Origin of the sequence: Burkholderia sp. SRS-W-2-2016, from assembly GCF_001931485.1 — a bacterium.
Lineage (GTDB): Bacteria > Pseudomonadota > Gammaproteobacteria > Burkholderiales > Burkholderiaceae > Paraburkholderia.
The window spans coordinates 32,047-58,256 of record NZ_MSDV01000003.1 but is presented as its reverse complement, the minus strand read 5'-3'; the positions used below and the strand labels follow the sequence as shown (position 1 = coordinate 58,256).

Sequence of the window (26,210 nt, the reverse complement as noted above, 5' to 3'; positions counted from 1 at the left end):
GCATGCAATTCGACAAGCGCGCCTGGCTCGACCGCATCAAGAAGATGTTCGCGGGCTTCGACCGCCCGCTCGCGCTGATCGTGTTCCTGCTGCTGTGCGTCGGCATCGTCACGCTGTACAGCGCGAGTCTGGACGTGCCCGGCCGCGTCGAGGACCAGCTGCGCAACATCCTGCTCACCTTCGTGCTGATGTGGGGACTCGCCAATGTGCCGCCCAATACGCTGATGCGTTTCGCGGTCCCGCTCTATACGTTCGGGATCGCGTTACTGATCGCGGTCGCGATGTTCGGCCTGACCAAGAAAGGCGCGAAGCGCTGGATCAACGTCGGCGTGGTGATCCAGCCGTCGGAAATCCTGAAGATCGCGACCCCGCTGATGCTCGCGTGGTACTACCAGCGCCGCGAAGGCGTGATGCGCTGGTACGACTTCCTGGTCGGTTTCGCGATCCTGATGCTGCCGGTCGGCCTGATCGCCAAGCAGCCCGACCTCGGCACCGCGGTGCTGGTGTTCGCGGCCGGATTCTTCGTGATTTATTTCGCCGGCCTGAGCTTCAAGCTGATCGTGCCGGTGCTGGTCGCGGGGGTGATCGCGGTGGTCTCGATCGCCGCGTTCCAGGACAAGATCTGCCAGCCCGAGGTGCAGTGGCCGCTGATGCACGATTACCAGAAGCACCGCATCTGTACGCTGCTCGACCCGACTTCCGACCCGCTCGGCAAGGGCTTTCACACGATTCAGGCGGTGATCGCGATCGGCTCCGGCGGCCCGCTCGGCAAGGGCTGGCTCAAGGGCACCCAGGCGCACCTCGAATTCATCCCCGAGAAGCACACCGACTTCATCTTCGCGGTGTTCTCCGAGGAGTTCGGTCTGGCGGGGGGGATCGTGCTACTCACGCTCTACATGCTGCTGATAGCGCGCGGCCTCTTTATCGCGGCCAATGGCGCAACGCTATTCGGGCGATTATTGGCCGGCTCGCTAACGATGGCGTTCTTCACCTACGCGTTCGTGAACATCGGGATGGTGAGCGGGATCCTGCCGGTGGTCGGCGTGCCGTTGCCGTTCATGAGTTACGGCGGCACCGCGCTGACGACGCTCGGCGTCGCGATCGGGCTGATCATGAGTGTCGCGCGGCAGAAGCGGTTGATGCAGAGCTAGCGGCGGGCGGCGGCTCACCAAACATACTCCGGAAAGAAGAAAGGGCGCTCGTGAATCACGAGCGCCCTTCTGTTTTGTGCCGGCCTTGCCGCGGTTTTACTGCGGCTTCACTTCCTTCTGATCGCGCAGCTGCGCGCTCAACTGCTGATACTTCAGACGCGCCGCCGGATCGCCCTGCGCCGCCGCGGCCGCGTAATACGCACGCGCAACGTTCAGATTGCGGTCGACCCCATCGCCGCCGCGCTCGTAAAACGAGCCGGTCACGTATTGCGCGGTCATATCGCCGCCCTGCGCGGCCTTCTTGTACCAGACGAACGCCTGCTTGTTGTCGCGCCCGGTGCCGCGGCCGTCGAGGAACTGGTTGGCCAGCGCGAGTTCCGCCTGCACGTGCCCCTGCTCGGCCGCCTTCAGAAACCAGCGATGCGCCTCCACCGGATCGCGCGCGACAAACTCGCCATCGTCGTACATCTTGCCGTACACGTATTGCGCGTGCGACATGTTCGCGTCGGCGGCTTTGCGCAGCCACTTCTTGCCTTCGTCGACATTGACCGGCGTGCCCTCGCCGTTCAGCAGCATCATCGCGTAATTGAATTGCGCGAGCCGGCTGCCGCGCTCGGCGGCCTGACGAAACTCGTTCAGCGCCGCGCCGAGATTGCCTGCGTTGTAGTCGGCGACCGCGGATTGCGTCTGCGGATCGTTCGACTTCGCGATGCGGTCCTGCGCGTGCGCGGCACCGATCGTGCCGCTCATGCCTCCCACGAGCAGCACCGCCGCGACGACCCCCGCCCGCAGCGCGATCCGCCCGGCGACGCCCTGCATTGTGCCGTTCATGACCTTGCCTCCTGTAGCGCCTGGCGGGTCGCGCGCAACATCCACATCACATCGGCGGCCAGCGCGACGAAGCGAAAACCGTCCAGCCGATACTGCCGCGCGCTCGCTGCGTCCATCGCGAAGATGCCGGCGGCGACGCCGGCCTTCTCCGCCGCATCGACGACCCGCGTCAGCGCGCCCACCACGTCGCCATGCTTCGAGTCGCCGAGATGGCCGAGACTCGCGGCGAGATCGCCGGGACCAACGAAGATGCAATCGACCCCGGGCGTCGCCGCGATCCGCTCGACTTCCTGCAAGCCGCGCGCCGACTCGATCTGCATGATCGTCGCGATCTGCGCGTTGGCCGTCTGCAGGTAGTCGCGCCGCATTCCGTAGCCGGCCGCGCGCACCACGCCGGCGACACCGCGCAGGCCGTCGAGCGCGTCGGCGTCCGGATAACGGGTGAGCCGCACCGCGCGTGCCGCGTCCTCGGCCGATTCGATATTCGGGAACATCAGCGTGCGCGCGCCGGCGTCGAGCACGCGCTTGACCAGCCACGCCTCGCTCGCCGGCACCCGCACCACCGGCTCGCTCGGCAGATGCGCGGCGGCGATCGCGCGCAGTTGCGACTCGACATGCGTGCTGTCGTTCGGCGCGTGCTCCATGTCGATCAGCAGCCAGTCGAAGCCCGCGTGCGCGAGCGCTTCGGCGGCCGCATCGCTGCCCAGCGACAGCCACAGACCGAACAGCGACGAGCTGTCCTTCAGACGTTGTTTGAGGGGATTGGTGAAGGTGCTCATCGACTGGCCTCGCGCTGGTTCGTGGTTAGAAGCGGGGCCAGATAGGAGACCGGACAGGCCTCGGGGCGCTGACGGCCTCGATGCCCGGTACGACGCAATGCGGTGACCGGCATGTCTCGCTCCGCTTGGGTGTCGGAACGATCATACCGTGTCCAAAACGCGCGGGGCGGGCTCGCGCGGTGTGCCGCGGATGCGAGTGCGGCGAGTAGTGGACGACGGGCGGAGAGCTTAGTCGCGGACCACGTCGGCCCAGCAGTTCGGCGTTTCGTACAGACGCACCTTATGCAAGCGCAGATTCACGCCGTAGTGCGCGTCGTACACGTTCGCGAGGATCTGGAACGCGACCGCGGCGAGATTCTCGACGGTCGGGATGCGATCGAGCACGACCGTCTTGTGGCCCGCCATGCTTTCGAGGAAGCCGCGCACCTGGGTGTCGCCTTCGTAGACGAGGAACGCGTGGTCCCACTTGTCGACCAGATGCTCGACCGCTAGCGACTTCACGTCGGCGAAGTCCATCACCATGCCGCGATCGGGCGCGCCTTCGGTGTCGACCAGATCGCCTTGCAGCGTGATTTCGAGCACGTAGCGATGGCCGTGCAGATTACGGCACTGGCTGCGGTGATCGGGAATGCGGTGGCCCGCGTCGAATTCGAGTTTTCGGGTAATCGTCAGCACGGCGGATCAGGGAATGTTCAGATACTTGTGGGTCTGCATCGACAGGCGCCACTGCGGGTGGCGCTTGCACCAGTCGATCGCGAGCTTCGTGTTGATATCGCGCGACGGACCGTCCATCGGCTGGACCAGGAAGTACTCGAAGTCGAGCTTCGCATAGTCGGCGAGGCGCTGGTTGTCCTGCGGGATCACGACCTTCAGTTCGTTGCCTTTGGTCACGACGAGCGGCGCGTCGGCCTTCGGGCTCACGCAGATCCAGTCGATCGTCTCGAGCACGGGCAGCGAGCCGTTGGTCTCGATCGCAATCTCGAAGCCGGCCGCGTGCAGCGCGTCGACCAGCGGCTGGTCGATCTGCAGCATCGGCTCGCCGCCGGTACAGACGACGAAACGCTCGCCCTCGCCTTGCGGCCATTGCGACGCGATCATCGCGACGAGTTCTTCAGGAGTACGGTATTTGCCGCCGTTCTCGCCGTCGGTGCCGACGAAATCGGTATCGCAGAAGCGGCACACGGCGTCCGCGCGATCCTCTTCGCGGCCCGACCACAGATTGCAGCCGGCGAAGCGGCAAAACACCGCCGGACGTCCGGCATTCGCGCCCTCGCCCTGCAACGTGTAGAAGATTTCCTTGACCGCGTAAGTCATGCTGCTGTCTGCCCTGTGTTCCTGAAATGAAATTCGCGCGTGCCGGACGACGCGTGCGCGGCACCGCGGCCGCGCGAACCGTCAGACCGGCTCGGTGACGTTTTCGCCGGCGAGATACGCGTCGTAACCACGCTTGCGCAACCGGCATGCCGGGCACTCGCCGCAACCGAAGCCCCACGCATGCAGCTCGGCGCGTTCGCCGACGTAGCAGGTATGGGTTTCGACGCGCACCAGTTCGACCAGTTCGTCGCCGCCGAGCTCGTGCGCGAGGCGCCACGTGTCGGCTTTATCGAGCCACATCAGCGGCGTTTCGAGCGCGAAGCGGGTGTCCATGCCGAGATTGAGCGCGACCTGCAGCGCTTTCATCGTGTCGTCGCGGCAATCGGGGTAGCCCGAAAAGTCCGTCTCGCACATCCCGCCGACCAGCACCTGCAAACCGCGCCGATAAGCGATCGCCGCGGCGATCGTCATGAACATCAGATTGCGGCCCGGCACGAACGTGTTCGGCAAACCGCTCGCGGTGGCTTCGATCTCGATCTCACGCGTCATCGCGGTGTCGCTGATCGCGCCGAGCAGCGACAGATCGATCATGTGATCGTCGCCGAGACGCTCGGCCCACGCCGGAAACGCGCGCACGACAGCCTGACGGAAACCTTCGCGGCATTCGAGTTCGACGCGATGGCGCTGACCGTAATCGAAGCCGAGCGTCTCGACCGTGTCGTAGCGTTCGAGCGCCCACGCGAGACAGGTGGCCGAATCCTGGCCGCCGGAAAACAGCACGAGCGCGCTACGCTTAGCGTCTTTGCGGATCACCGTGAAACTCCGTGAATGAGAGGGCCACGTCGCGCTGCGCGAGGTGCGCGATGCGGGCAACGCGGCGCGACGTGAGCCGGCATTGCGGCCGGCCCAAGCAGTATAGGTCGCGCGTTGCGCGTGAACGTGGCCGGGCGCTTATACCGCCGATCGTCGGCCACACTGCTAAAACAAGCACTGCCAGCCAAACGGAAAAGCCCCAGGAATCTTGCGATTTCCTGGGGCTGAATCCTGGTGGCCTGGGGCGGAATCGAACCACCGACACGCGGATTTTCAATCCGCTGCTCTACCAACTGAGCTACCGGGCCAACGAAGATCGAAACTATATCAAAGGGTTTTTAATTCAGCAAGCCCCTTCGTGAAAAAATCTGCTGGGCCGCGTTTGAATGCAACGCGCGATGCTCACTCGCCCTTGTTCTTGCCGAGATCGACGCCGAGTTGCTTGAGCTTGCGATAAAGATGCGTGCGCTCCAGACCGGTCTTCTCCGCGACGCGCGTCATGCTGCCGTTCTCGCGCGCGAGGTGATATTCGAAGTACGCGCGCTCGAACGCATCGCGTGCATCGCGCAGCGGGATGTCGAACGAGATCGACGCGGTTTGCGCGGCGAGCGTGCCGCCGCTCAAGCCATCGGCCGACAGCATCGGCAATGCGGCCGCCGACGCCACCGCCGACGCGTTCACCGGCAACGCCGGCTTCGCGGCAACTCCGCCGGGCACCGTCGCCGCGTTGCCGCGCGCAAGGCCCTGCTCGACCGCCTTCAACAGCTTCTGCAACGCGATCGGCTTCTCGAGGAAATTGAGCGCGCCGATCTTGGTTGCTTCCACCGCGGTGTCGATCGTCGCGTGCCCGGACATCATGATCACGGGCATCGTCAATTGTCCTTGCGCGGCCCACTCCTTCAGCAGCGTCACGCCGTCGGTGTCGGGCATCCAGATGTCGAGCAGCACCAGGTCCGGCGCCTGACGCAACCGGAACTCGCGCGCCTCCTGCGCATTTTCAGCGGCCTCCACGACGTGTCCCTCGTCGCTCAGGATCTCCGAGAGCAATTCCCGGATGCCCATTTCATCGTCTACCACCAGGATGGTTGCCATTTACGCTGCCCTTGTCTGCACTGTTGCTTTTGTCGTTCCCTGCGACGCGCCGCCGTGCGCCGGATGCGCGCCTGTACCATGCGCGCCCGGCGTCGCGGGGTCGTCCGCCAGTTGAAGGAAGAGGATCGAAATCTGCGCGCCCTCGATCACGTCGCCGGCCTTCATACGATTACGTATGTCGATGCGCGCGCCGTGTTCGTCGACGATCTTCTTGACCATCGCAAGACCGAGACCCGTTCCCTTGGCCTTGGTCGTCACGTAAGGTTCGAACGCGCGCGTGAGAATTCGCGCGGGGAAGCCCGGTCCGTTATCCGACACTGTCAGACGTACCGCGACGCGGACTTTGCCTTCCGCGTCGGGGTCTCCGTATTCTACTGTCCTCGTCTCGAGCAAAACACGCGGACGCTCGACCTCGGCGACCGCGTCCTGCGCGTTCTGCAGCAGGTTGTGGATCACCTGGCGCAATTGCGTCGCGTCGCCGCGAATCGCCGGCAGCGCGGCGAGCTCGACCTGAATCGCGCCCTTGCCTTCCTCGATACCGTACAGCGTGAGCACCTCGCTGACCAGTTCGTTCAGCTGCAGATGCGCGAGCACCGCCGGGGGCGTACGCGCATAGTCGCGGAAATCGTCGACCATCTGCTTCATCGCCGCGACCTGATTGACGATCGTCGTCGCGCCGCGTTTGAGCACGTCCGCATCCGACGGCGCGAGCTTGTCGGCGAGCTTCATCTGCAAGCGCTCGGCCGACAGCTGGATCGGCGTGAGCGGATTCTTGATCTCGTGCGCGAGACGCCGTGCGACTTCGCCCCACGCGACCGAGCGCTGCGCGGAGATCACGTCGGAGATGTCGTCGAACACGATCACGTAGCCCGACGTCTGCAGCTCTTCCGCATCTCGCCCGTTCGCGGCGACGAGACGCGCGCCGCGCACCAGCAGCGTAAGCGGCTCGGCTTCGCCGGGCACCTGCACCGAGAACTGCTGTTGCCAGTGACCGTTGTCGTCGCGGTCCTTGCCGTCGCCGCTGGCCGCCTCGCGGTCGGCAAACGCCTTGCGCACCATCGCGCCGAATTCGCTCAGCACACCGATCTGATCGAGCGACGAACCGAGCACGGTCTGGAACGGCTGACGGAAAATCCGCTCGGCGCCGCGATTCGCGGTGGTGAGGCGGAACTGCCGGTCGAACACGAACACGCCCGCGGTCAGATTCGCGAGGATGCTCTCCAGATACGCCTTCGAATGCTCGAGCGCGACGCGATTCTTTTCGACCGCCGCGCGCGCTTCGGACAGCTGCCGCGTCATTGCATTGAACGACTGCGTGAGGAAGCCGAGCTCGTCGCGCGATTTGATTTCGCGCTTCGGTGTGTAGTCGCCCTCGGTGATTTCCTTGGTGCCCTGCGCGAGCAGGAACAGCGGCCGCGCGAGCTGATTGCCGAGCGCGAGCGCCAGCATCATCGCGATGAAGGTGGCGAGAAACAGCGACAGCGTCAGCGTGCCGATGTACATCTTGCGCAGACCGGTGCGGCCGAGCGCCTTCTCCTGATACTCGCGATACGCGCGCTGCACCGCGTCGGCATTGCGCGCGAGCGTCTGCGAGACCGGCTGCGTGAGTTGCAGGAAGCGCTCGGTGGGCTGTAACAGCGACGCGTTCGCATCGGGAATGCGCTGCACCACGCGCAGCCGCAATACGCCCTTGCCGCCCTGCGCATGCGCATCGCCGTCCACTTCGCCTTCGATCGCCGCATAACCGTGGCCGCGCGCCTGCTCGATCATCAGCGGGGTGGGCAGATCGTTCGGCAGCAGCATCGCGTAGTTGCCGGACGCCTGGGCGACCACGTGCATTTCGGGCGTCGCGCCGGACATGCTGCGGGTCGGCTCGACGATCGTCGCGTCCTGCACGCCGAACTGGTCGCGCAGACGCAGCAGCGTGAGCGTGACGCCGGACGCATCGGACGTGGCGAGCTGCTCGGACATCAGCCGGCCCTTCGTTTGCAGATCGGACAGCGACGCGTCGAGCATCCCGCGCCCGAGATTCAGGCCCGACGTGAGCGCGGTTTCGACGTTCACGTCGAACCACGATTCGATACTGCGCGACACGAACTGATACGACACGATGTAGATGATGCCGCCCGGCACCACGCCGACCAGCGCCATGAAGAACGCGAGCTTCGCTAATAGTCGGGTGCCGAATTTACCGGTGCGCAGGCGCACGGCGATGATCACGACAAGCGTCGCCACCACCAGCAGAAAGATCATCGCGACCGCGACGTTGGCCGCGTAGAGCCACTGGTAATAGCGGTCGAAAAACTCGGTGTTCGCACTCGCGGCGGCCAGCAGCACGAGCAGCAACACGGCCGTCACGGCGACCGTCGACACCAGCACGCGCACCACGATGCTGCTGACGCTGGTGGAAGATGAGCGCACTCTACTTAGCACGATCGGTTGCCGTGAAGGTGAAACGCTTCCATTCGGACGCGAGGTTCCAGTCGCGGTTGTTCACCGCGTCGATCTGGAACGGCTTGGGCATCAGGGCGATATCGAGTTGCATGCGCACCGACGCGGTATAGGTTTCGCCAACGTGCACCTGATTGCGATCGATCACGTGCCATGACGTGATGTGCTTGATCACCGCGAGCGCATCCTTGAGCGTGGAAAAGCCGAGCTGCAGACCGCCCGACGACACGCTCGACACGCGATACTCGCGCGTGAGCGGCTGGAACGACAGACGCAGACTTTGCGACACGCTGACCGGCTGCTCGTCGAACCAGTACCAGCGCGGCCGGCTCAGTTCGAAGTCGGTCGTGAAATAAAGCGGAATACCTTTGTTGACCGCGTCTTCGAGATTGCTGTTGAGATCGAAATCGAAGTGCGCGTCGAGACTCCAGCCGCTGTTGTCGGCCTGCAGCGAAGCGCGCTGCACCGCGATCGAGTCAGCGTGCGCCGCGCCCGGCGCCGCCAGCCACACGGCCAGCGCGATCCAGAGCACGGCAGCGAGCCGAAGCGGGAAGAAGCGTTTGATGGTCACCGTTTCTGGAAGCGCGCGTAGAAAAATCCGTCGTGGTCTGAGTTCACGCCGGCGCTCTGTTCAGTGGGTCGAGCGGACTGTCCGGCAGCGGAACCGGCCGATGAGTCGGCGGGCGCGCGGGCAACGGAGGGCAGCAGTTGCCCCGGCGCGTCCAATCGTACCGCATCCTGATACTTGTTTCCAAACCACTGCGCCTGCAATTCGCCCTCTTCGGGAAAGATCGAGCAGGTAACGTAAAGCAACTCTCCGCCGGGTTTTACGAGCGGCCACAACGCGTCGAGAATGCGGCGCTGTTCGGTCGCGAGCGCGGCGATATCGGACGCGCGACGCAGCCAGCGGATATCCGGATGACGCCGCACGATGCCCGACGCCGAGCACGGCACGTCGGCGAGGATGCGGTCGAACGGTTGATCGAGCGCATCGTGCCATTGCGCGGGATTGCCGGCATCGCCGATCCGCACTTCCGCTTCGAGCTTCAGACGACGCAGGTTTTCGCCGATGCGGCGCGCGCGCGCCGCATCGCTTTCGAGCGCGACGAGCTGGAGCTTCGCGAGTTCGAGCAGATGGCCGGTCTTGCCGCCGGGCGCCGCGCACGCGTCGAGCACGCGCATGCCGTCGCGCACGCCGAGCAATTGCGCGGCCAGTTGCGCGCCCGCGTCCTGCACCGACACGACGCCGTCGCTGAAACCGGGGATGCGTTCGACCGGCATCGGCGTGGCCAGCGTGACCGCATGTTCGCCGGACCTGGTTGCGGCGATCTGCTGGCGTTGCAGCAGTTGCAGGTACGCGTCGACCGTCGAATGGCGCGCGTTCACGCGCAACGTCAGCGGACCTTGCGTGTTGCCGGCGGCCAGCACCGACTGCCATGCGTCGGGCCACGCCTTCTTCACCGCGTCGATCCACCAGGCCGGGTAGTTCCAGCGCGCCACTTCGTCGGCTTGCGCGGCCGCGAGCAGCGTGTCGCGCTCGCGCAGGAAACTGCGCAGCACCGCGTTGACGAGCCCCTTCGCGAACACGAATTCGCGGCGCGCGCCGATCGCGCTGACCGCCTGATCGACCACGGTGAACGGCGTGTAGGCGGCGCTCGCTTCGTCGTCGACGAGCAGCGCGAACGCGCATTGCAGCACGTGCGCGACATGCGGTACCGGCGCTTTCTTGACGAGTTTGCCGACCAGCCATTCGGCGATCGCGAGACGCCGCATCGTGCGATACGCGATGTCCTGCACCGCGCCGCGCGCCGCCGTCGCGCTACCTTCCGGTACGGCGACGAGCACGCTTTGCAGCGCCGCGGGCAACGCCGCGCCGCCGCGCACGGCGCCGACAGCCTGGGCCGCGCAATCGAGCGCGAAGCCGAGCGATTCGGGCGACAGATGCAGCACCGACAAACGGGATTCGCGCGAGCGCGCCGACGAGGAAGCAGAACGCGAAGAAGGCTTTGAAGTCATGAAAGGAGCAAGGGCCCGCCGCGCGGAGCGCGCGGCGCAATCAGCGCACATTGTAGCGTGGCGCCGGGTGGGCGCCGCCGCGCGTCGGCGGTGGCGATTTCGGGCTCACCCGGTAGCGTTGCGGCAGACGAAAAAAAGCGGGCCTCACGGGCCCGCTTGGCGATATTCCACGTTTGTCGAGCCTTGCGGCCCGCTCGCTCACTCAGTCGAAGCGCCCGGTGCGCGCCATTTCCATCAGACGCGAAATCCGTTCTTCGGTCGCCGGGTGGGTCGAGAACAGATTCGCGATGCCGCCGCCCGACAGCGGATTCATGATCCGTTGCTCAGCGGCAACATACCGCCTGTAAATCCTCGTACCTATTGGCGTCTTGGCGCGTGCTTCGTCGCCGTTTTTGTATGCGTATCCCTAGCGTACCCCTTGGCGACCGGTCATTTCCGGCGATTTCCGGCGACCTCGGGCGGTTTCCGCTGACAACGGCCTCCACGGTATGATGCGGCTGACAAAGACGAACACGCGCAGCACCATGACGACCACACCCCCGATTGCCCCAACACTGCCAACGGCCCCGGAGACTTTTGACGGCCTCACCCGAATGGACTTGATCACGGTGTTGGCAACCGCGCCCGGCGACTACCTGTTAACACCCAAGCAAACCTCGGCACTGCTGAACCGCTCGGTCAAACAACTGGCGGACGATCGCACCGCCGGCGGTGGTCGGCCGGAATGGGTGACGCCGTGGGGGCAAAATGGCTCGGTCCGCTACCCGGTCGATGCCTTGCGCGAGTTCTTCCAAAACCAGCAACGCGTGTCGAGCACGCACTCGGCCAAGGTGGCCGCGGAAACGCGGGGCCACGCGTTTGCAACGCTGGACGCGCTGCTGACGACGGGCGAGCGCCTGGAAAACCTGGCCGGCCCGGGCGTGCTGACCGTGCCGTTGTCGTCGGTCGTCGACGTATTGGGCGGCCTCGGCCGCTACGCGGTGCAAAACGCCCGCGACGCGTTGCGGACCGGCCTGCCCGATCTGCGCTCGCGCCGTGTCAATGGCGTCCGGCACGTGCCGATCAACGCGATGGCAACCTGGCTGAACGGCCTCGACGGCGTGGCGACCGGTGAGCCGGAACCGGCCGCACCGGTGAGCCCGCTGCGCGCGCAACGCCTGGGGTTCGTCGGTCGCGCGCACGTCGATCTGCTCGACGAGGCGCTGGCTGACTGGCTGCGGGCCGACCAGGCGCGTGAAGCCGCCGAACTGCGGGCGATCATCGACGCTGAAAACACCGAACCCCTGCCGAGCCGGAAAGGCCCACGCGGTCCGTGACACCACTCGATACGGGGAAACCATGACCAATGCTTTGAACGACGCCGAACTGGCCGTACTGCTGAAAACCGGGGCGGACTATCACCTGCTAACCACCGAGCAGGTGGCGACGCTGCTGGGCCGTTCGGTCGCGCAACTGGCGAACGATCGGCGGGTGGGGCTCGGCCCCAAGTGGTCGCAACCGTTCGGGCCGAACGGCGCGGTGCGCTACCGACTCGGCGACGTGCGGGCGTTCCTGAGCGCCCCGACGGAGTAAAAGAACGGGGCCTTTCGGCCCCGTTGCGCTTTACATGCTGATGCCGCGCCCGGTGTCCCGTTGCGGGACCGGACGTTTGGCCGTCTTGTCCTGCTCCTGCTTTTTCACCTCGGTCTGCTGCGCCGCCTTGGCCTCGGCCTGGCGCTGCCGGGCTTGCCCTTCGGCCAGGCGCTGGGTTTCGACCTTCGCCCCCGCCTGGCGTGCCCGCTCCTGCTCCTGCCGCTTTTCCATCGCCGCGCGGATCGCGTCGCGGCCGGCCGCTGCGTTTTCGGCGACCTTCGCCGCGTTCTGCACCGCACGCTCGGCCTCTCGGGCGCTGGTCTCGACGTGCCCGGCCAGACGGTCGGCGGCCTTTGGCGTCGCGAACACGGTGGCCTGGCTCGCTGGCTCCAAAGCACCGATCACACGGGCCGGCGCATCCCGATCGCCGACCAGGGCGAACACGTGCGGACTCGGGTTCTTCGCCGCGTCCTTCTGCGTCGTGGCGTAGCCGTGGCGGAACCGTTTCAGGTGGTCCTCGTCGAGCGTCACGGTGTGCTTGCGGTCCCGTTCGTTGTTGCTCTCGACCGTGGCCGTCGCGCGCAGCACGCCGTCGGCCCCACGGGCCACGCTGTTCAGGCGCAACGTGGCGGCCATCGGGTCGTCGAGTTTCACCGGCAGTGCGAGGGACAAGTTCTTGTCGCTGCGCAGCACCAGGCGGTCGCCCGCGGCCACCGGCATCTCCACGCTGGTGGTGCCAGCGCGCACGCGCACCGCGTGGTCCTCGCCGTGCAACTGCCCGGCCTCGCGTTTCGCCGCGCGGATGGCGTCGGTCAGGCGGGCCACATCGTGCGGCGTGCCGGCCACGGCCCGGCGCTCGCGCTCGGGCGTGTCGCTCTTCACCCAGGCTTGTGCCAGTTCTTTGGCCGCGGCCTCCGGCTTCTCGACGATCGACGCGGTGCTGCTGGCGTTGATCGAACGCACGGCCTCGTCGGCCCGCTCCACCAGGTGATCATGTTTGGCCTGGTGTTCCGTGTGCGCGTAAGCCGTGGCTTTGAACGCACGGCTGGTGCCGTGCACGTGCAACGACTCGGCGCCGGCCTGCACGTCGCGCAGCGCCTGCGGGTCGATGCGGTCGGACTCGCTTGCCATGACCTGCACGAACGGCACGGGCGCATCAGCAGCCTTGGCGTCGCGGGCGGCCTTCCAGACCGGGACGGCGTGGGCGTGCTCGATCTGGTCGCCGTTGGTCAGCGTGAAGTCTTGCCCGTTCCACCGCGCCGTGGCTTTGGGGTTGGCCGGGTCGGTGCTGTCGATCGCGGTGATCGTCAGGCGTGCGCCCACGTCGTCGATGCCGTGGTACATCGCAGCGCCCCGGCTGCCGAACGTGACGGCATCGCCCACGGCCAGTTTCAGGTCGACCGTGGCGGCGGTCGGCTTTTCGGCTTCGTCGCGCTGCCGCTGCACCTCTGCGGTGTGGGCCTCGCGCTGGTGGTGCTCGTGCTCCGCGAAGTCGTGCGGCGCGGCCTCCCAACCGTTGCGCAACACGGTCTTTTTCTCGCCAGTCTTGCGGTCGGTGATTTCCACCTCCTGCTCGCCGCCCTTCTTCAGTTCGATGGTGTCGCCACGGCCCAGGCCAGCGCGTTCGATGGCCGGCACCACGTCGACGCCGAACACCTTGTGCTCGTGGCCGTCGCGGGTGCGGATCACCGCGTAGGGCGAACGGCTCGTCGGGTCGTCGGGATCGACCAGGCCCGTGCCCGTTTCGACGAGCGTGCCACGGTAGTACCGATCGCCGTCCTCATTCGCGACCACACGGGCGTCCGGCTCGGGCCGAAAACCGGTCGGGTTGAAGTCGCTGCCGCGCGCCACGGTGAACGCCACGTCGTCGCCCGTGATCGAACCGTCGGCGCGCATGTGCGCCCGGATCGCCTCGTTGAGCGCTGGCACGTCGCGCGGGTTCACCGCTGCGGTGACGGGCGGGGCGTCCGGGGTCTGGCGCACGCGGGCCGCGTGCTCGGCGGCCATCGCGTCGACGACATCGCCACGGCGGTCGTGCGCGGTCACGGCCGCGTCCAGGCCCATGCCTTTGAGTTGTTCGCGGGCGGTGTCGGCCAGCGCCTGGCGTTCGGCGGCGGACTTTGCCGCGGCGCGCTCGAACATCGCCTGCTCGTGTTCGGTGCGCATGTGCGCGGGCAGGTCGTCCGTCGCGTTGCCTTTCACGGTCAACGCTTCCAGTGCTTCGGGGAAGTGTCGAAAATCGCTGTCGGTCCCGTAAAACCTCACCATTTCCTTCTCGCGGGTGAACTGCACAAGAATGGCGTCGTTCTCGTCGGCCGTGCTCGCCATCACGAACACGTCATCCTCGCCCTGACCCTGGCCGCCGTGGTTGGTGATCGCACTGGCGTGATCGAACGCGTTCAGGTCCGCAGTGCTCCACGACACGCGCCGGCCGTCCTGCTGCCGGCCCTTGGCGTCTTTCTGCACGTCGTCGAGGATGGTGGCGTGGATGCGGTTGTGGCCGTTGCCCTGGTCTTCGATGCAGTCGATGATCGCGTTCGTGCCGTTCACGACGCCCAGGTGGGCGGTGCGCACCTTGCGCTCGGCCTCGGGCAAACGGGCCTGCAACTCGGCGAGCGTGACGGGCTGGCCGGTCATGCGGTCGACCACCTCGTGGCCCTGCTTCGCGCGGATGATGTTGCCGCGCAGGGCTTTGAGCGCTTTCTGCGCCTTGGCCTCGTCGTCGTGCTTGTCCAGAAACTGGATGCGGTCGCCTGCGGCAAAATGTTTCTGTACCGTGGCGCCCGTCTCGCTGGCCTTCGGGATGATGTTCATGGGCACGTCCGGGCCGGTGAGCAGGCCCTTTTCGCGTTTCACCGCCCGGATGGCGTCGTTGAGCCCGCGCACGTCCTCGTTGCGCGTGGCGATCACCATCCGGTTGCGCTCGGGCACGGCGCTCTCGCCCCAGTCCTTCGCGATGCGCTCGTAGATCGCCAGGCGATCCTCGCCTTTCTCCCATACTTCGTCGGACACGGCGACCTCGACGATGTGCCCGTGGTCTTTCATCCGGCCGAACAGTTCGCGGCCGTTGTCGGCGGCGTACAGCATCGCCACGGTCTTGCGGTGCTCCGCGCTGCGCTGACGGCGCACGTCCGTCATCTCGGAACAGCCCACCACGTCGATCGAGGCGCGGAACGAGTCGCCCGCCGTGGGCGATTTCAACTGGCGCCCGTCGCCGGCCGCGACGATCTTGCCGCCGGCCTCGGCGACGTAGCGTTCGAGTTTCGCGCGATCGGACACACCGACCATGCCGGCCTCGTCGAGCACGACCAGCGTTTTGCTCGTCAGTTTCAGCGACCCAGCGTCCAGGCGTGCGAGCATCGGCGCGAGGGCTTGCGCTTCCAGGCCTTGAACCTCGGCTGCTAGTTTGTTCGTGGCTTTCCAGCCGCCGGACACGCCCAGCACGTCGTAGCCGGCCGCGCAGTACGCATCGACGAACACTTGTGCGGTGAACGTCTTGCCCGTGCCGGCACGGCCCACCAGGTTGGCAACCCCGCCGGTCTGCATAGCCGCATAGTCGATGTTGCGCCGCTGCTCGTCCGTCAGTTTCATGGCGGGCATGGCGGCCACCTCGGCCACCTTGGCCTCTGCCTTAGCAACCTTGCTCGCTGCTTTCGCCTGCTGCTCGGGGCTGGCCTTGGCCGCTGCGGCCTTCGCGGCGTCCAAGTCGTCGAGCGCTTTTTTCAGCCGTTCGTCGGTCTTGCGCTTCTCGAACGCGTCGGCGGCCCGCTGCACCAGTTCGGGCGCCAGGTTGTGCGCGGTGTTCGCCCGCAGCATCTGGTCGCTGGCGACTAGGCCGCGCTCCGTCTCGATCGCCCACCGGCTGGTGTACATGATCTGGCCGCGGCTGTTCTCGGGCTTCTGCACGAAGTCGTTGCGCTGCATGAAGTCGTCGACGATGCGATCGAGTTTTTTCAGGTCGTGGCCGAACCCCGGGCCGGCCTCGGCCGCGATCAACGCGACGACATCACGCCGGGTGACGTTCGCCTCGGTCTTGTGCAGTTTTTCGAGCAAGACCTTGTCGTCGCGCATCGCCAGGTCTTGCTGCGGGCGCTGCTTCAACTGTTCGTTGCTGGGCAGGGCGCCGCTCTCGACGAACGGGGCGAACGATCGAGACCACATGGGGTCGAGTTCTGCGAACGTGGGCTCATTTTTCGATTTGCGGGTCACCAGGGTGGCCTGGTCTTTGGACACGCCGTGCTCCTCGGCGTACTTCACCAGTTCAACGCGACGGCTCGACTCGGCCAGCACCACCTCGCGGCTGATGCCGTCGATTTCGTACCGGACGTGTCCGGTTTCGCGCCCGGTGTGCTCGTGCAGTTCGACCTCGCGGTTCACCGCGTAGCCCATCTCCGTCAGGGAATGGGCCAGCGCCGCTTTGTGGATCTGGTCCATGACGTACACGTGCTGCTGAAGGTCGCGGGTGTTCAGCGCACGGGTCTTGCCGTCCTCACCGCGCACCAGGTTGAACAGCAGCACGTGCTCATGAACCTGTGGGTCGAGGTTGCGGTTCGTGAAATGCGTGAACCCGGCGGCGAACAGTTCGGAGCACCCGATGCGCTCGGTGCCACCGGCGCCCGCGCGCACGTCGAGGTTTTCTTTCAGGTATTGCAGCGACAGGTCCACCGCGGAACGGTGGGCGGCCAGCAGGCGGTCGCGCTCGTCGGGGTTGGCCCGCGCCCATGCGACCGAAAACGTTTTACCTGGGCTGAACGTCACGTCGTAGCCGATGTTCCGGTCCGCGCCCGGGTTCTGCACCAGCGCCTCGCCGTTCGGGCCGCGCCCGGCGGCCATCAGGTCGAGCGCGTTGTGGTCGACCACGCCCGCCAGGCCCAGCGCTTCGGGGCCGCCACCGATCCAACGCGTGGGGGCTTCCATGTCACCGTTCTTGTTCTGGTAATACTCGGTGTTTTTCAGGTACTGAAGGATGTTGGCGCCCTTCTTGCCGTAGCCCTTGAAGTTCAATGGGGTGGATTTGACCATGGCGGCCTCGCGGGTGGGATGGGTTGGCGTTGGCACCAACGCCTCGAACCAGTGTCTCGTACGGCTGGCCGATGTCAAACGGGCGTACCTCTATAGAGGTACGCCCTGTCGGGATCAGTGGAACAGCGGAACGGTCGGCTTGGCCGCCGTGGCGCCGGCCTTCCCGTTCTTCGTCGTTGGCTTTTTCGAGTCGTGGTACATGTCCACGACCTTCACGGCAGCCAGCAACGCACCGGCCCCTGGAACGTCGAGCGCGTCGGCGATGTGGTCGGCCGCCTCTTCTTCGCCGATCTCTTTGATCATGTCGTCCAGCACGTCCTCGTCGATGTCGCCGGACTCGCCTGGCTGGACTGCTTTGGCTTTGTCCTTGGCCGGCTTCAAGGCGGGTTCCGGCTCGGCGGGTGCCTCGGGCTCGCCCGGTTCGTCGACTAGCGCGACGACGGTGGGCGCGGTCGGCTCCTCGTCCGGCGGCATCGGGTCTTCGATGTCGATGTCCGGCTCATCCGCTGCCTGCACCTCGTGGCCGCCCTGTTTCGCCTCGGCGTCGGCGGCCGGTGCCGTCGGCTGGGTCTCCGGTTTGGTATGCTCCTCGGGCACGTCCATCGGCTTGGTCCACTCGGCCGGCACGTCCGTTTCACACTGCACCAGCGCGTCAACGTCGAACCCAGGCCACCAGAGTTTGTAGACGGAACCGCCAAACGTCAGCAGGCCGGAGACCGAAAACTTGTACTGGGTGTTGTCGGTGCGCACGCCCATCCGCTTGTCGTCGCTGATCTGGCTTGGCCGAACGAGCAAGGTGGCTTCTTCGTGGTACGAGTTCGTCACGTTCGGCTGGCCCGCGCCCTGCCCGTTGGCGGTGACGGACGTGTTCATTTTGTTGACCACGCGCTTGCCGAACCACTCCGCCAGTTTGTCCGCGGTGTCGCCGGAGGAGGTGCGCGTGACGATACGGGTGCCCACGAGCGACCACATCGTGTTGGCCTCTTCGGGTGAGTATTTCAGCCTGATCTGGTTGATGTCCTGAAAGCAAGCCACAAACATCACGCCCTTGCTGCGGCCCTTGTCGAGCAAGCCCATGATGTTCAGGCGGTTCACCGCTGCCAGTTCGTCGATCACCACACCGATCACCCGGCTGCGGGAATCGCGCAGTTCGAGCAGCAACGGGGCCAGCACGTTGACCATCGCTGCGATGTACCGTTCGGTCAGTGGCATGTCCGGCTTGCCACGAACGATCATCTGCCGCGGCCCCGTGTAATCGTCTTTCACCCAGTCGCACAGCGCGATCTTGCGGCGTTTGTCGTTGGGAATGGTCGTCGGCCAGGCTTTCGCCAGGTTGTCGATGAGTTTTGCGCCGTTCATCAGCGACGACAGCACGCCCATGGTGCCTGGGTTCGGGTCAATCACGATGTTGTAGGCCCGGTTTATCAAGGCGTTGTAGTTCGGGTTAGGCCTCCCCTCCTCGCCGGCAGCATAGGGCTCGAACAGTTTGACAAGACCTAACTGTGGTAGGCCCGTGCGCGCTGACAGTTCCGTCCACCCCCACTTGCCGATTTGCCTGTTCTTCCGCTCCTGGCGCAGCGTCTCAATGATGGCGCCTCCGACCATTTGTGCAGCGTCGGTGAAGAACGGTTGCGACGCGTTTGGGTTGGTCGGCCACATGGTGGCGCAAAACACGTCGACGGCATCGTCACGCGCCAGTTCCCGCGCGATGTCCCACACGTCGGACAGCGCTGACCACGGGTCGATCAACGCGGCACCCAGGCTGTTGCCGTTTTCGTCGAACTTGCAGAACAGTCGCGAAAAATCGCCCTTCATGTCCATCGCCACGAACTTGTGGCCGAATGGGCCGGTGCGGCCGTCGGGCAAGGTAACGACGGCTTTGACCAGTTGAAATAACCAGTGCAGGAGGATCATGGTTTTCCCCGCGCCTGACGCGCCGATGAGCAACAGGTGACGAACCCAGACGTCGCGCAGCAGCGCCGGAACGTCGGGGTGCATCTTCATGAGGGGCGTCGGTGCCTTCTTTCCGTTCGTGGGCTGTGGCGGCGTGGTGTCGATCGTCAGTTGCCTCAGCGCTTCCTTTCCGGTGTAGAACCGTCCGCCTTCCACGTGCACCTGACTGTCGCGCGGCATCGCCGTGTCGCGATACACAAACCAGCCCAATGCCGCGGACGGCAGGAGGGCCAGCGCGAGACGCCAGGCCATGTCGAGCAGGCTGTACTCAAACAGGCTGCTGAACCGGTCCGCTGCCTCGGCGAGCGGATGGCTGGGCAAAACCTTGTGCGCGACGCTGCCGATCGCGCTGCTCCAGAAATCAACGTTACCCACGCGCTCGGCACCGATAGGCGCGAACAGCAGGACGAACGTAAACAGCAGGATGAACGAGATGATGAACACCGCCGTTCCTTCGGCGATGCCTCGGCCGACGTAGGAAACTTTTTGCGATGCGCTGGTGTTGGCCGGCTGCTTCTGCATGAACAGCCGGAGCGTGTTGTTACCGTCGTCGTCGCGTTGAGCCATGACGGCCTCCGATGAAGTCGGAGCCACCGTGGCTCCTTGTACCCGGAAGCCCGCATTGCTGCGGGCGGCTCGATGGAACGGGGCGGTGCTGCTGGTGTGGCCGGCTGCTGCTGAAAAACTCAACGCCCGGATAATCGACTCCGTGTTGGGCAGGACTCGCGCGGAGTCGTCGGTTTTTGCTGTCGCCGTTTTTTGGCCGTTTTACGCGGCCTGCAATGCCGCGTCCAGCGGCAGGTCGTCGATGTGCCCAGCGATCGGGTTACCGGCCTGGTCGACGGTCAGGTGGATGGCCGTGAACGCGTTCGCGAGCGCCTTCAGATGGTCCTCGAACCGCTCGACCAGACGGGCTTCCATCGCGCCGATCTGCCCGTCCGTCGCCAGGCGTTGCTCGGCGATCAGGGCGGCGATGTCCGCGCCGTCCAGGTAAGCGTCGATCGCGCGCCGGGCGAGTTCACCTTGGGTCGTGTTTTGCGCCTCGGCAGCGTCTTTCAGGCGGCGGTCGGTCGTGGGTTTCAGTCGAACGTGAAGCGAAGGCATTGCCATGGTGGAACTCCTGCGATGGTGGGCGATGGTGCTCTCCTTAAGTACTACCAGGTGCTCGCCGTTTGTCCAGCGCCGCACGCGGCGACCGTTTTCCCCGTCTATCGCGGCTACGGTCAAACGCTTGTCGGGTAAGGCTGCGGCCTTCCACACGGTGGCCGCTATGCGGCCACGGCAAGAGCCTTGCGCAGCAAGGCGAAAGGGCCGCGAAGCGGCCAGGGGAGGACGCACCGAAGGTGCAATGCGTGTGTTGTGGTCGTACTCCGAACAAAGAGAGGAGCACGCAAGCCCACACCACCACCGTTTGCAAAACGCCAACCCCGCTGTTTGTCCTGCTGTTGACGTTGCTGTTTGTCTTGCTGTTGACGTGGAGGTGCTGCTGTTGACGTTGCTGTTTGTCCTGCTTTTGACGTGGGGGTGCTGCTGTTGATGTTGCTGCTTGTCCTGCCTCACCGCTTCACTGTTTGTCCCGTTGTTCTGATGGTGTGGTGGTGGTCGACGGTGTGCTGTTTGTCCTGCTTCTCGTATTGCTGTTTGTCCTGCTTCGTGCCCTGCTGATTGTCCGACGTTGAAGCCCGCTGTTTGTCCTTCGCCTTGCCCCGCTGTTTGTCCTCTGCCAAACCCTGCCTTTGCCGTGCTGATTGTCTTGCCCTGTTGATCGTCCGACGCCTTGCCTGATTCACCGATCAGCCCCGGACAATCAGCAGGACCGTTGCAAGCAGCAAAACGGTCGATGGATGGGGAAATGGTCGAACGCTGCAACGACGAACGGTGAGCACTGCCTGGGTGTCGCTCATCGTCGTGCCGCTCTTCGCAAAACATCGAACGCCTTGGCACGTTCGCAATGCCAGGCCGTTTCGTGAGGCCCCGTGCGACGACAAAAGGCGACAACACAAGCGGAAGACCGAGCCCCGAACAGGGGCCGGGCACCGCGCCGTGTTTCGCCGTCGTCGCATGGGGCCGGTCAAGACGGTGGCATGGGCTTGTGTTTTTCCGTCGCTAGAGATATTGCTGTGTACAACCAGGCGCCGATGTTCACCGCGCCTCAACGTTCAAGCCCGTGCCGTCCGACGGGCTTTTTGCTTTTCTGGAGGATCGACGCATGGGCCGTCCAATGAGCAGCAACCCCAGCGCCGCAACCGTGCGGCGTCGGAACAACCGCGAAAAGTGGCGGGAGACTCGACGCTTTTCCGGTTTCAGTTTTGAAGCGGTGATGTACGACCGCGCAAAAGCAACGTGGCAAGAGCATCGCGAGCAGTTCGGCGATGCGATCGCTGGCCGCTCGACGTTCACGGATTGGGTGGCCGCGTCGATCATCGCGTTCGCCGAACGCGATGCCGACGAACAGGCGGCCCATGTCGCGGCTTACATGAACGCGGAGAACGCACGACGGGCTGCGGCGTCGATCGCGAACACGGCGGCCCCGGACAGCATCGCGGCGCCAGCCGCATCGCCTGCCGTCGATGCGGCTGGCGAGTCACCGTTTGACTTTGACAGCCTGCACACGTTGTCCGACGAGGCTTCGTCATGACGAACACGAGCACCGTTCGCTCGCGCGCATCGCGCGCTCGCCGCTCGGCGAGCCGCCGCCTGGTCGGCACGTCATTGGTCCGATCGGTGTACGAAAACGTGCAGGCGCTGGTACCGCTGCACGCGGCATGGGTCGCGCGAAGCGCGGGCATGACCGGCCCCGACCAGGCCACGGCGATGGCGCACGTGAGCGATCACCTCGGCGCGGCGCTACTGGCCTGGTTGGCGATGCCGGACCGTGAACGGCTGACGTTCCTGAAACAGTACATGCGCACAGCGCGCGCCCCTGCCTGACCTCCACCACTGCTCAACCCGCGGTTCAACCTTCTGGAGCACCCTCATGATCACCGTCCGCACCAAACGAACTACCTACCTCTCCACCACCACCTCCGGCGTCTACGCGTTCACCATCGGTATTCCGACCGACCTTCGCGTGTTGGGCGCGACTGCGATTATTCGACGGTCGCTGCACACCCGCAACCGCGCGCAAGCGCACGCCCTGGCGTCACGGATCGCGCTCGATTGCCACATGCTGTTTGACCTGACCCGCGACGAGGACAACGGCAGCATCAAGGCCCGGTTGCCGGACTCCATCCGTGCGATCGTCGACGACGCGCTGCGCGCAAACGCGCCGGCCTCACCGGCCGTCGTGCCGACCGTCGATCAAGCGGTCGCCGCGTTCCGGGCTGAAATCGACGCGATGTGGGACGCCCCGGCGTCCCTGGTTGTTTCACCCGAGCCCGAGCCGGTGCATCCGCACGTCCATGCCGTGCTGCTCAACCCGGCCGACGGCGCGACGTACCGGAACCGGCTCGAACGGTTCGAGCGCGGCCCGATTCAACCGCACCGCGTGCGGCGCTGGACCGTTCTGCGGCACGTGCCGTCGCCATTCGGGCAGGATTTACGGATAGGTTGACGTATTGCAGACACACTAGAAAACGGTGATCACGGTTCCAGCAACTCGCCGTTTTTGATGACTTTGAAGTTACGCGGGTTGACCAGACGCGCACCCCGCGACATGACGCGGACATCGCCGTGGCACTGGACCAACGTTTTTTCGCCGTGCGCGACGACCGCCTGTTGGTACTCGTCCTTAGCGAGTTCGACAGCAACGTTTTTCGGCTGACCGTTCAACGTCACCGCGATCGTGATCGTTCCGCTCTCATCGGCCAGCGGCCTGTCCAGTTTTTCGACGGAACCGGTGATTGTCCGGTCGTACAACGTATAGTCTTCGCGTTTGTAGTAGGCCGCGGCCTCCGCGACGCGTTCCACCTTGTCCCTGTCGAACACGAAGTTGATCGGCGAACTCGGCTCCAGGCCGCTGCTGGCCGGTGTGATCGTCACCTCGAAGCCGCGTTTCTGGTCTGCGCCGCTCAAACCCACGAGCGCATCGCACAGGTTTGCGCTTGCTCCATTGTTCACGGCTTCGTCGAGCACGATGGTGTTTCCACCGCTCGCGATCGTACCGATCGCATCGTCGAGCGCACGCAGCCCCGATGATAGGGTGGCGGTCACCAGGTGCGTCGTCGGCACGGATGGCAAACCCAGTTGCGGCGTTTGCTGGACCGGTACCGGCGCGATGATGTTGACGACGTAACTGCCGATTTCCGTCTGACCCAAGCGCAGCGAACGTAGGTATTCGTTCATCTCGTCGGACTTGCGCCCCGTGAACTGACGCCGTTTCGACGTGGACGCAAGTGCGGCGGCTTCCATGAGGTCGCGCGCCCGCTGGTTCAGCAACACCCCATCGTCGAGCGGGATCGTGCCGCCTTCAACGTCGAAGTGGAACACCCGAACGCGGATGCGATCCGAAAAATATCCAGCAACGTCGCGAACGACGTCGAGGACCGGTCGCCCTTCGAAGTCGGCGAGCGATCTGACCGCATCGATCAACCGGGCGTTGAAGTCTTTCGCCTGCTTTTGCGCCGACGGGAGCAAGATTTCTGCATCGTCTCGCTGGGGCTCAGGGCGATGCCAAATCGAAGCGACCGCGCCGAGGTCAGCGTCCTTTCGCCAGCCGCGCAGGTTCAGATATGCGGCGATCTGGTCTGGGCTTATATCTGCCAGGCGTTTGAGCAGGTCGTCTCGGTTCATGACGCAACCTCCAAGTTGCTTGCAAGTGTCATGAGGTACCTGAGACTTACTGTTGTCAGTCGCTGGGTCAGCGGCACACTGACGGTCACGGTGCTTTTGTTTGTCGTTTCGGGAAAATCCCGCAACGACAGGTAATAGCACGCGTTACGCATCGTCATGTGTTCAGGATGATGCTCTACCCAATGCTCGGATTGCTCGGGGACGAGCAGCACGGCGAGGTACCGCGGGCAGATTACGCCGGTTTCTCGAAGGTCATCGTAGTTCTTCCGAGGTAACGGAAACTTGATGACATCGCCGTCAATCATGTCCTGAGACGTACATTTCAGTTGCAGTTGCACGCGGGGATTGCGGATGGCTCCCGTGAACCCCTTCCCACCGAGTTCCAAGTCGATGCTTTCATCGTCTACTTCCAATCGGCCGGGGTTGAGTCCAGCCTGCGCTGCGATGACCCGGACGTAAGCGATATTGAACTGTTCTTTTTGATTTGTGCCGTTCATAGAGACTTAGCTGCTCACGCGCCCCTGAAAGTAACTGGTTGGTCTCGGACATATAAAAAGGTCGCTTCGCCGGCGCCTGTCGGGTCTTTCGACGGCAAGGAAACATTTATGCTTTTCGGGTAACACCGAATGCTTGCCCGTCGGGATCGGGAACCGTGCCGATATATTCGCGGACCAAGCGAAGTGGCGGCGGCCTCAGTTTGCCGGCGACTCGATCGCGCGCCGGTCCGCCAGTGCCGTCCTGGACGCCCCACTTATCAAAGGTGCCGACAAAACCCTTTGCCATGTTGCGGTCGAGGTATGTGCGATAGCTGAGTGCACCCCATGCCCAAAGCTGGGTGGAACCGTCACACAAAGCATTGGCTTCCGCCTCCGTCAACTCAATCTCCGCTTCAATGTCATAAGTTTGCCCCGGTTCGATAAGCGTATCAAAATCGATACTTGGGACGGTATGCGCGGAGAGGATTTCCGTTGCCGGCGCAAACTCTGGCGCCAGCCACGCGTAGAAAGCTTTGTGCGTGATCTCGGCGGAAGTTCTCCCGCAGTTCTTAAGCGTGGCGACGATTCGGTACTCCGTCCTCGCTCCAAGGTCGATTCGCTCTTTGATGCTCATTGAACTTACGACCCAACGCGCATCGTCGGCGTAAGCAGCGATCTCCGCGGTACGTTCAGCCGCCCGCGCACTCGCTTCCGCAGTCCGGGACGCTCGTTCCGCGATTTCGCCGCCCCTTTCTGTTTCACGCGCTAGGGCCGCCGTGGACCACCAAAGAAAACCAGTGAAAGCAGCGAGCAGCGCTGTGAACACGACCAGTAGGGCATCACTGAGTTTGAACGAGTAAAAGCCCTCGTCACTTTTCCCAGCATTTCCCTGTCCATTGGTCTCTGATCCGATAGCTCTCGTCGGTACGGCCGGTTGGCCATCGTGCTCAAGCACAGAAACAGGTTGTTCGCCTGATTTTCCGCCGTAGGACGTTGTGGCATGTTTTTGCTCAACCAGGAGTGTCTGACCTGACGTGGCCGTCGGAGCGGATTGTTCAACTGACGGGGTGTCAGCACCCGCCGCCCATGCGCTCGTAGTGAAGGCCAACGCTATCAGAACGCTGTTTGTTGCTCTCACAAGTCTCTCCATTCTCGTTATTGAAATCGTGTCTTGATGCAAACGCTATGTGCGCTCGACTAACACCATGCTCGCTCGGCCGCACCGCCCTTCGAGCGCGCGAATGAACCGGATGGATGCCCCGATATGGCTGAAGATGAGCAACGCCTCCGAATGGTTCAGGATCGGGTTGTCGTGCGCAAGACTCTGGTTGTTGCGCACGTCGTTGAACGCTTCCAGGACGCTGATGCTGCTGCGCAGGATGCGGTCGGTCATGTCCGACTCGATCAGGCCGGCGGCTCGTATCGCTTTGACATACTCGCCCATGAGGCTGTGCAACGGTTTGTCCCGGTTGACCTCGATGCCGCGGTGCTCGCAGTGCGTCCGCAAAAACTTCATGGCGAACACGTGCAGGCGATCCAGCGCCGTCGCCGGCTCGTTCTGCTCGATCGCGGTGCGGATGTGCTTCGCCGCGGCTTCGAAATCAAGGTCGTTGACGCTGGCGGTGAACGCGTCGATCTCGGGAACCGGGCTCGACGGGTTTTGGTGAAGCCGGCCGATGATCTTGTCCACGTCGGCGAGCAACGCGGCATCCGCATCCGCCGGAAGGCACTCGTATTCGTTCGCGTGCTCGATCAATGCGACGAGCACCTTGGCGACGAGGTGGTCAGGCTCGACGGTCCAGAAACCTCGCATCCGGTTCGCCTTCGATCCGGAACTCAGGTTGATCCTGTACTTCGCATCGTCGATGTCGAGGCCCGTGTGTTCTTCGAAGAACATGGAAAACGTGCGATCGGAAAAGTTGAGCACGTAACCGCTGCCCATTCCGAGGAGGCGTTCCAGTTTTCGTTTTTCGATCGACGACAGAGTTGCCATTTGTGGTCTGTGTGTT

Annotated in this window: 23 protein-coding genes, 1 tRNA gene and 1 pseudogene; 6 read left to right on the top strand and 19 right to left on the bottom strand. The window is 64.5% G+C overall.

Annotated features, from left to right (window positions below; genetic code table 11):
• The first annotated feature begins 2 nt into the window (after positions 1 to 2).
• Positions 3 to 1,151: a rod shape-determining protein RodA gene (gene rodA, locus BTH42_RS00825; protein WP_075294831.1), complete on the top strand. Its 1,149-nt coding sequence runs from the start codon at positions 3 to 5 to the stop codon at positions 1,149 to 1,151.
• Between the two features lie 96 nt (positions 1,152 to 1,247).
• Here the strand turns inward: rodA and BTH42_RS00820 are convergent, their stop codons facing one another.
• From BTH42_RS00820 to BTH42_RS34595, 11 genes and pseudogenes are all read right to left on the bottom strand, one after another.
• Complete coding sequence (locus BTH42_RS00820; RefSeq protein ID WP_372237235.1) at positions 1,248 to 1,901, bottom strand: tetratricopeptide repeat protein; 654 nt, start codon at positions 1,899 to 1,901, stop codon at positions 1,248 to 1,250.
• Between the two features lie 77 nt (positions 1,902 to 1,978).
• Positions 1,979 to 2,761, bottom strand: coding sequence for an HpcH/HpaI aldolase/citrate lyase family protein (locus BTH42_RS00815; RefSeq protein WP_075294829.1), 783 nt, complete (start codon positions 2,759 to 2,761; stop codon positions 1,979 to 1,981).
• Positions 2,762 to 2,989: 228 nt separating this feature from the next.
• Positions 2,990 to 3,433: a 6-carboxytetrahydropterin synthase QueD gene (queD, locus tag BTH42_RS00810; RefSeq protein WP_143751950.1), complete on the bottom strand. Its 444-nt coding sequence runs from the start codon at positions 3,431 to 3,433 to the stop codon at positions 2,990 to 2,992.
• Between the two features lie 9 nt (positions 3,434 to 3,442).
• Complete coding sequence (gene queE / locus BTH42_RS00805; protein ID WP_075294827.1) at positions 3,443 to 4,075, bottom strand: 7-carboxy-7-deazaguanine synthase; 633 nt, start codon at positions 4,073 to 4,075, stop codon at positions 3,443 to 3,445.
• 81 nt (positions 4,076 to 4,156) lie between these two features.
• Positions 4,157 to 4,888 (bottom strand): 7-cyano-7-deazaguanine synthase QueC, encoded by a 732-nt coding sequence (gene queC, locus BTH42_RS00800; RefSeq protein WP_075294826.1) that lies wholly within the window; start codon positions 4,886 to 4,888, stop codon positions 4,157 to 4,159.
• Between the two features lie 232 nt (positions 4,889 to 5,120).
• Positions 5,121 to 5,196, bottom strand: a tRNA-Phe gene (locus BTH42_RS00795).
• Between the two features lie 94 nt (positions 5,197 to 5,290).
• A complete protein-coding gene (esaR, locus tag BTH42_RS00790; protein WP_075294825.1) occupies positions 5,291 to 5,980 on the bottom strand; it encodes a response regulator transcription factor EsaR in 690 nt (229 codons plus the stop codon).
• Complete coding sequence (locus tag BTH42_RS00785; RefSeq protein ID WP_075294824.1) at positions 5,981 to 8,413, bottom strand: PAS domain-containing sensor histidine kinase; 2,433 nt, start codon at positions 8,411 to 8,413, stop codon at positions 5,981 to 5,983. It abuts the gene before it with no gap.
• Positions 8,403 to 9,002: a DUF4390 domain-containing protein gene (locus BTH42_RS00780; protein ID WP_075294943.1), complete on the bottom strand. Its 600-nt coding sequence runs from the start codon at positions 9,000 to 9,002 to the stop codon at positions 8,403 to 8,405. The genes BTH42_RS00785 and BTH42_RS00780 overlap by 11 nt, the downstream gene beginning before the upstream one ends.
• Positions 8,999 to 10,447, bottom strand: coding sequence for a 16S rRNA (cytosine(967)-C(5))-methyltransferase RsmB (gene rsmB / locus BTH42_RS00775; protein WP_075294823.1), 1,449 nt, complete (start codon positions 10,445 to 10,447; stop codon positions 8,999 to 9,001). The genes BTH42_RS00780 and rsmB overlap by 4 nt, the downstream gene beginning before the upstream one ends.
• A gap of 202 nt (positions 10,448 to 10,649) precedes the next feature.
• Positions 10,650 to 10,775 (bottom strand): annotated as a pseudogene (locus BTH42_RS34595) (protease HtpX); the annotation flags it as partial.
• A gap of 265 nt (positions 10,776 to 11,040) precedes the next feature.
• Between BTH42_RS34595 and BTH42_RS00770 the strand changes: the two are divergent.
• A complete protein-coding gene (locus tag BTH42_RS00770) occupies positions 11,041 to 11,763 on the top strand; it encodes a hypothetical protein (protein ID WP_075294822.1) in 723 nt (240 codons plus the stop codon).
• Positions 11,764 to 11,785: 22 nt separating this feature from the next.
• On the top strand, positions 11,786 to 12,019 hold the full coding sequence (locus BTH42_RS00765; protein ID WP_075294821.1) for an AlpA family transcriptional regulator: 234 nt from the start codon (positions 11,786 to 11,788) through the stop codon (positions 12,017 to 12,019).
• Between the two features lie 30 nt (positions 12,020 to 12,049).
• Here BTH42_RS00765 and mobF read toward each other — a convergent pair whose 3' ends face one another.
• From mobF to BTH42_RS35315, 4 genes are all read right to left on the bottom strand, one after another.
• Positions 12,050 to 17,041: a MobF family relaxase gene (gene mobF, locus BTH42_RS00760; protein WP_075294820.1), complete on the bottom strand. Its 4,992-nt coding sequence runs from the start codon at positions 17,039 to 17,041 to the stop codon at positions 12,050 to 12,052.
• A 114-nt stretch (positions 17,042 to 17,155) separates the two neighbouring features.
• Entirely contained in the window at positions 17,156 to 19,561 is a 2,406-nt protein-coding gene (locus BTH42_RS00755) for a type IV secretion system DNA-binding domain-containing protein (RefSeq protein ID WP_075294819.1), read from the bottom strand.
• A 201-nt stretch (positions 19,562 to 19,762) separates the two neighbouring features.
• On the bottom strand, positions 19,763 to 20,104 hold the full coding sequence (locus BTH42_RS00750; RefSeq protein ID WP_075294818.1) for a hypothetical protein: 342 nt from the start codon (positions 20,102 to 20,104) through the stop codon (positions 19,763 to 19,765).
• A gap of 446 nt (positions 20,105 to 20,550) precedes the next feature.
• Positions 20,551 to 20,721: a hypothetical protein gene (locus BTH42_RS35315; RefSeq protein ID WP_178392100.1), complete on the bottom strand. Its 171-nt coding sequence runs from the start codon at positions 20,719 to 20,721 to the stop codon at positions 20,551 to 20,553.
• 494 nt (positions 20,722 to 21,215) lie between these two features.
• On the opposite strand from BTH42_RS35315, the gene BTH42_RS00745 reads away from it, so the two are divergent.
• The 3 genes from BTH42_RS00745 to BTH42_RS00735 are packed head-to-tail and all read left to right on the top strand — an operon-like array spanning position 21,216 to position 22,547.
• Positions 21,216 to 21,632, top strand: coding sequence for a hypothetical protein (locus BTH42_RS00745; RefSeq protein ID WP_075294817.1), 417 nt, complete (start codon positions 21,216 to 21,218; stop codon positions 21,630 to 21,632).
• Positions 21,629 to 21,925 carry a hypothetical protein gene (locus tag BTH42_RS00740; protein ID WP_075294816.1) on the top strand — a complete coding sequence of 99 codons (297 nt, stop codon included), beginning with the start codon at positions 21,629 to 21,631 and terminating at the stop codon, positions 21,923 to 21,925. The genes BTH42_RS00745 and BTH42_RS00740 overlap by 4 nt, the downstream gene beginning before the upstream one ends.
• Positions 21,926 to 21,971: 46 nt before the next feature.
• Positions 21,972 to 22,547 (top strand): DUF6538 domain-containing protein, encoded by a 576-nt coding sequence (locus BTH42_RS00735; RefSeq protein ID WP_075294815.1) that lies wholly within the window; start codon positions 21,972 to 21,974, stop codon positions 22,545 to 22,547.
• Between the two features lie 29 nt (positions 22,548 to 22,576).
• Here BTH42_RS00735 and BTH42_RS00730 read toward each other — a convergent pair whose 3' ends face one another.
• From BTH42_RS00730 to BTH42_RS00715, 4 genes are all read right to left on the bottom strand, one after another.
• The gene (locus BTH42_RS00730) at positions 22,577 to 23,725 is read right to left on the bottom strand and encodes a hypothetical protein (protein WP_256701682.1); all 1,149 of its coding nucleotides are present in this window, start codon (positions 23,723 to 23,725) and stop codon (positions 22,577 to 22,579) included.
• Positions 23,722 to 24,222, bottom strand: coding sequence for a DUF4365 domain-containing protein (locus BTH42_RS00725; protein WP_075294814.1), 501 nt, complete (start codon positions 24,220 to 24,222; stop codon positions 23,722 to 23,724). Before BTH42_RS00725 ends, BTH42_RS00730 begins: the two co-directional genes overlap by 4 nt.
• Before the next feature lie 106 nt (positions 24,223 to 24,328).
• Positions 24,329 to 25,339, bottom strand: coding sequence for a hypothetical protein (locus tag BTH42_RS00720; protein ID WP_143751947.1), 1,011 nt, complete (start codon positions 25,337 to 25,339; stop codon positions 24,329 to 24,331).
• A 45-nt stretch (positions 25,340 to 25,384) separates the two neighbouring features.
• Complete coding sequence (locus BTH42_RS00715; protein ID WP_075294812.1) at positions 25,385 to 26,194, bottom strand: abortive infection family protein; 810 nt, start codon at positions 26,192 to 26,194, stop codon at positions 25,385 to 25,387.
• Between the last annotated feature and the right edge of the window lie 16 nt (positions 26,195 to 26,210).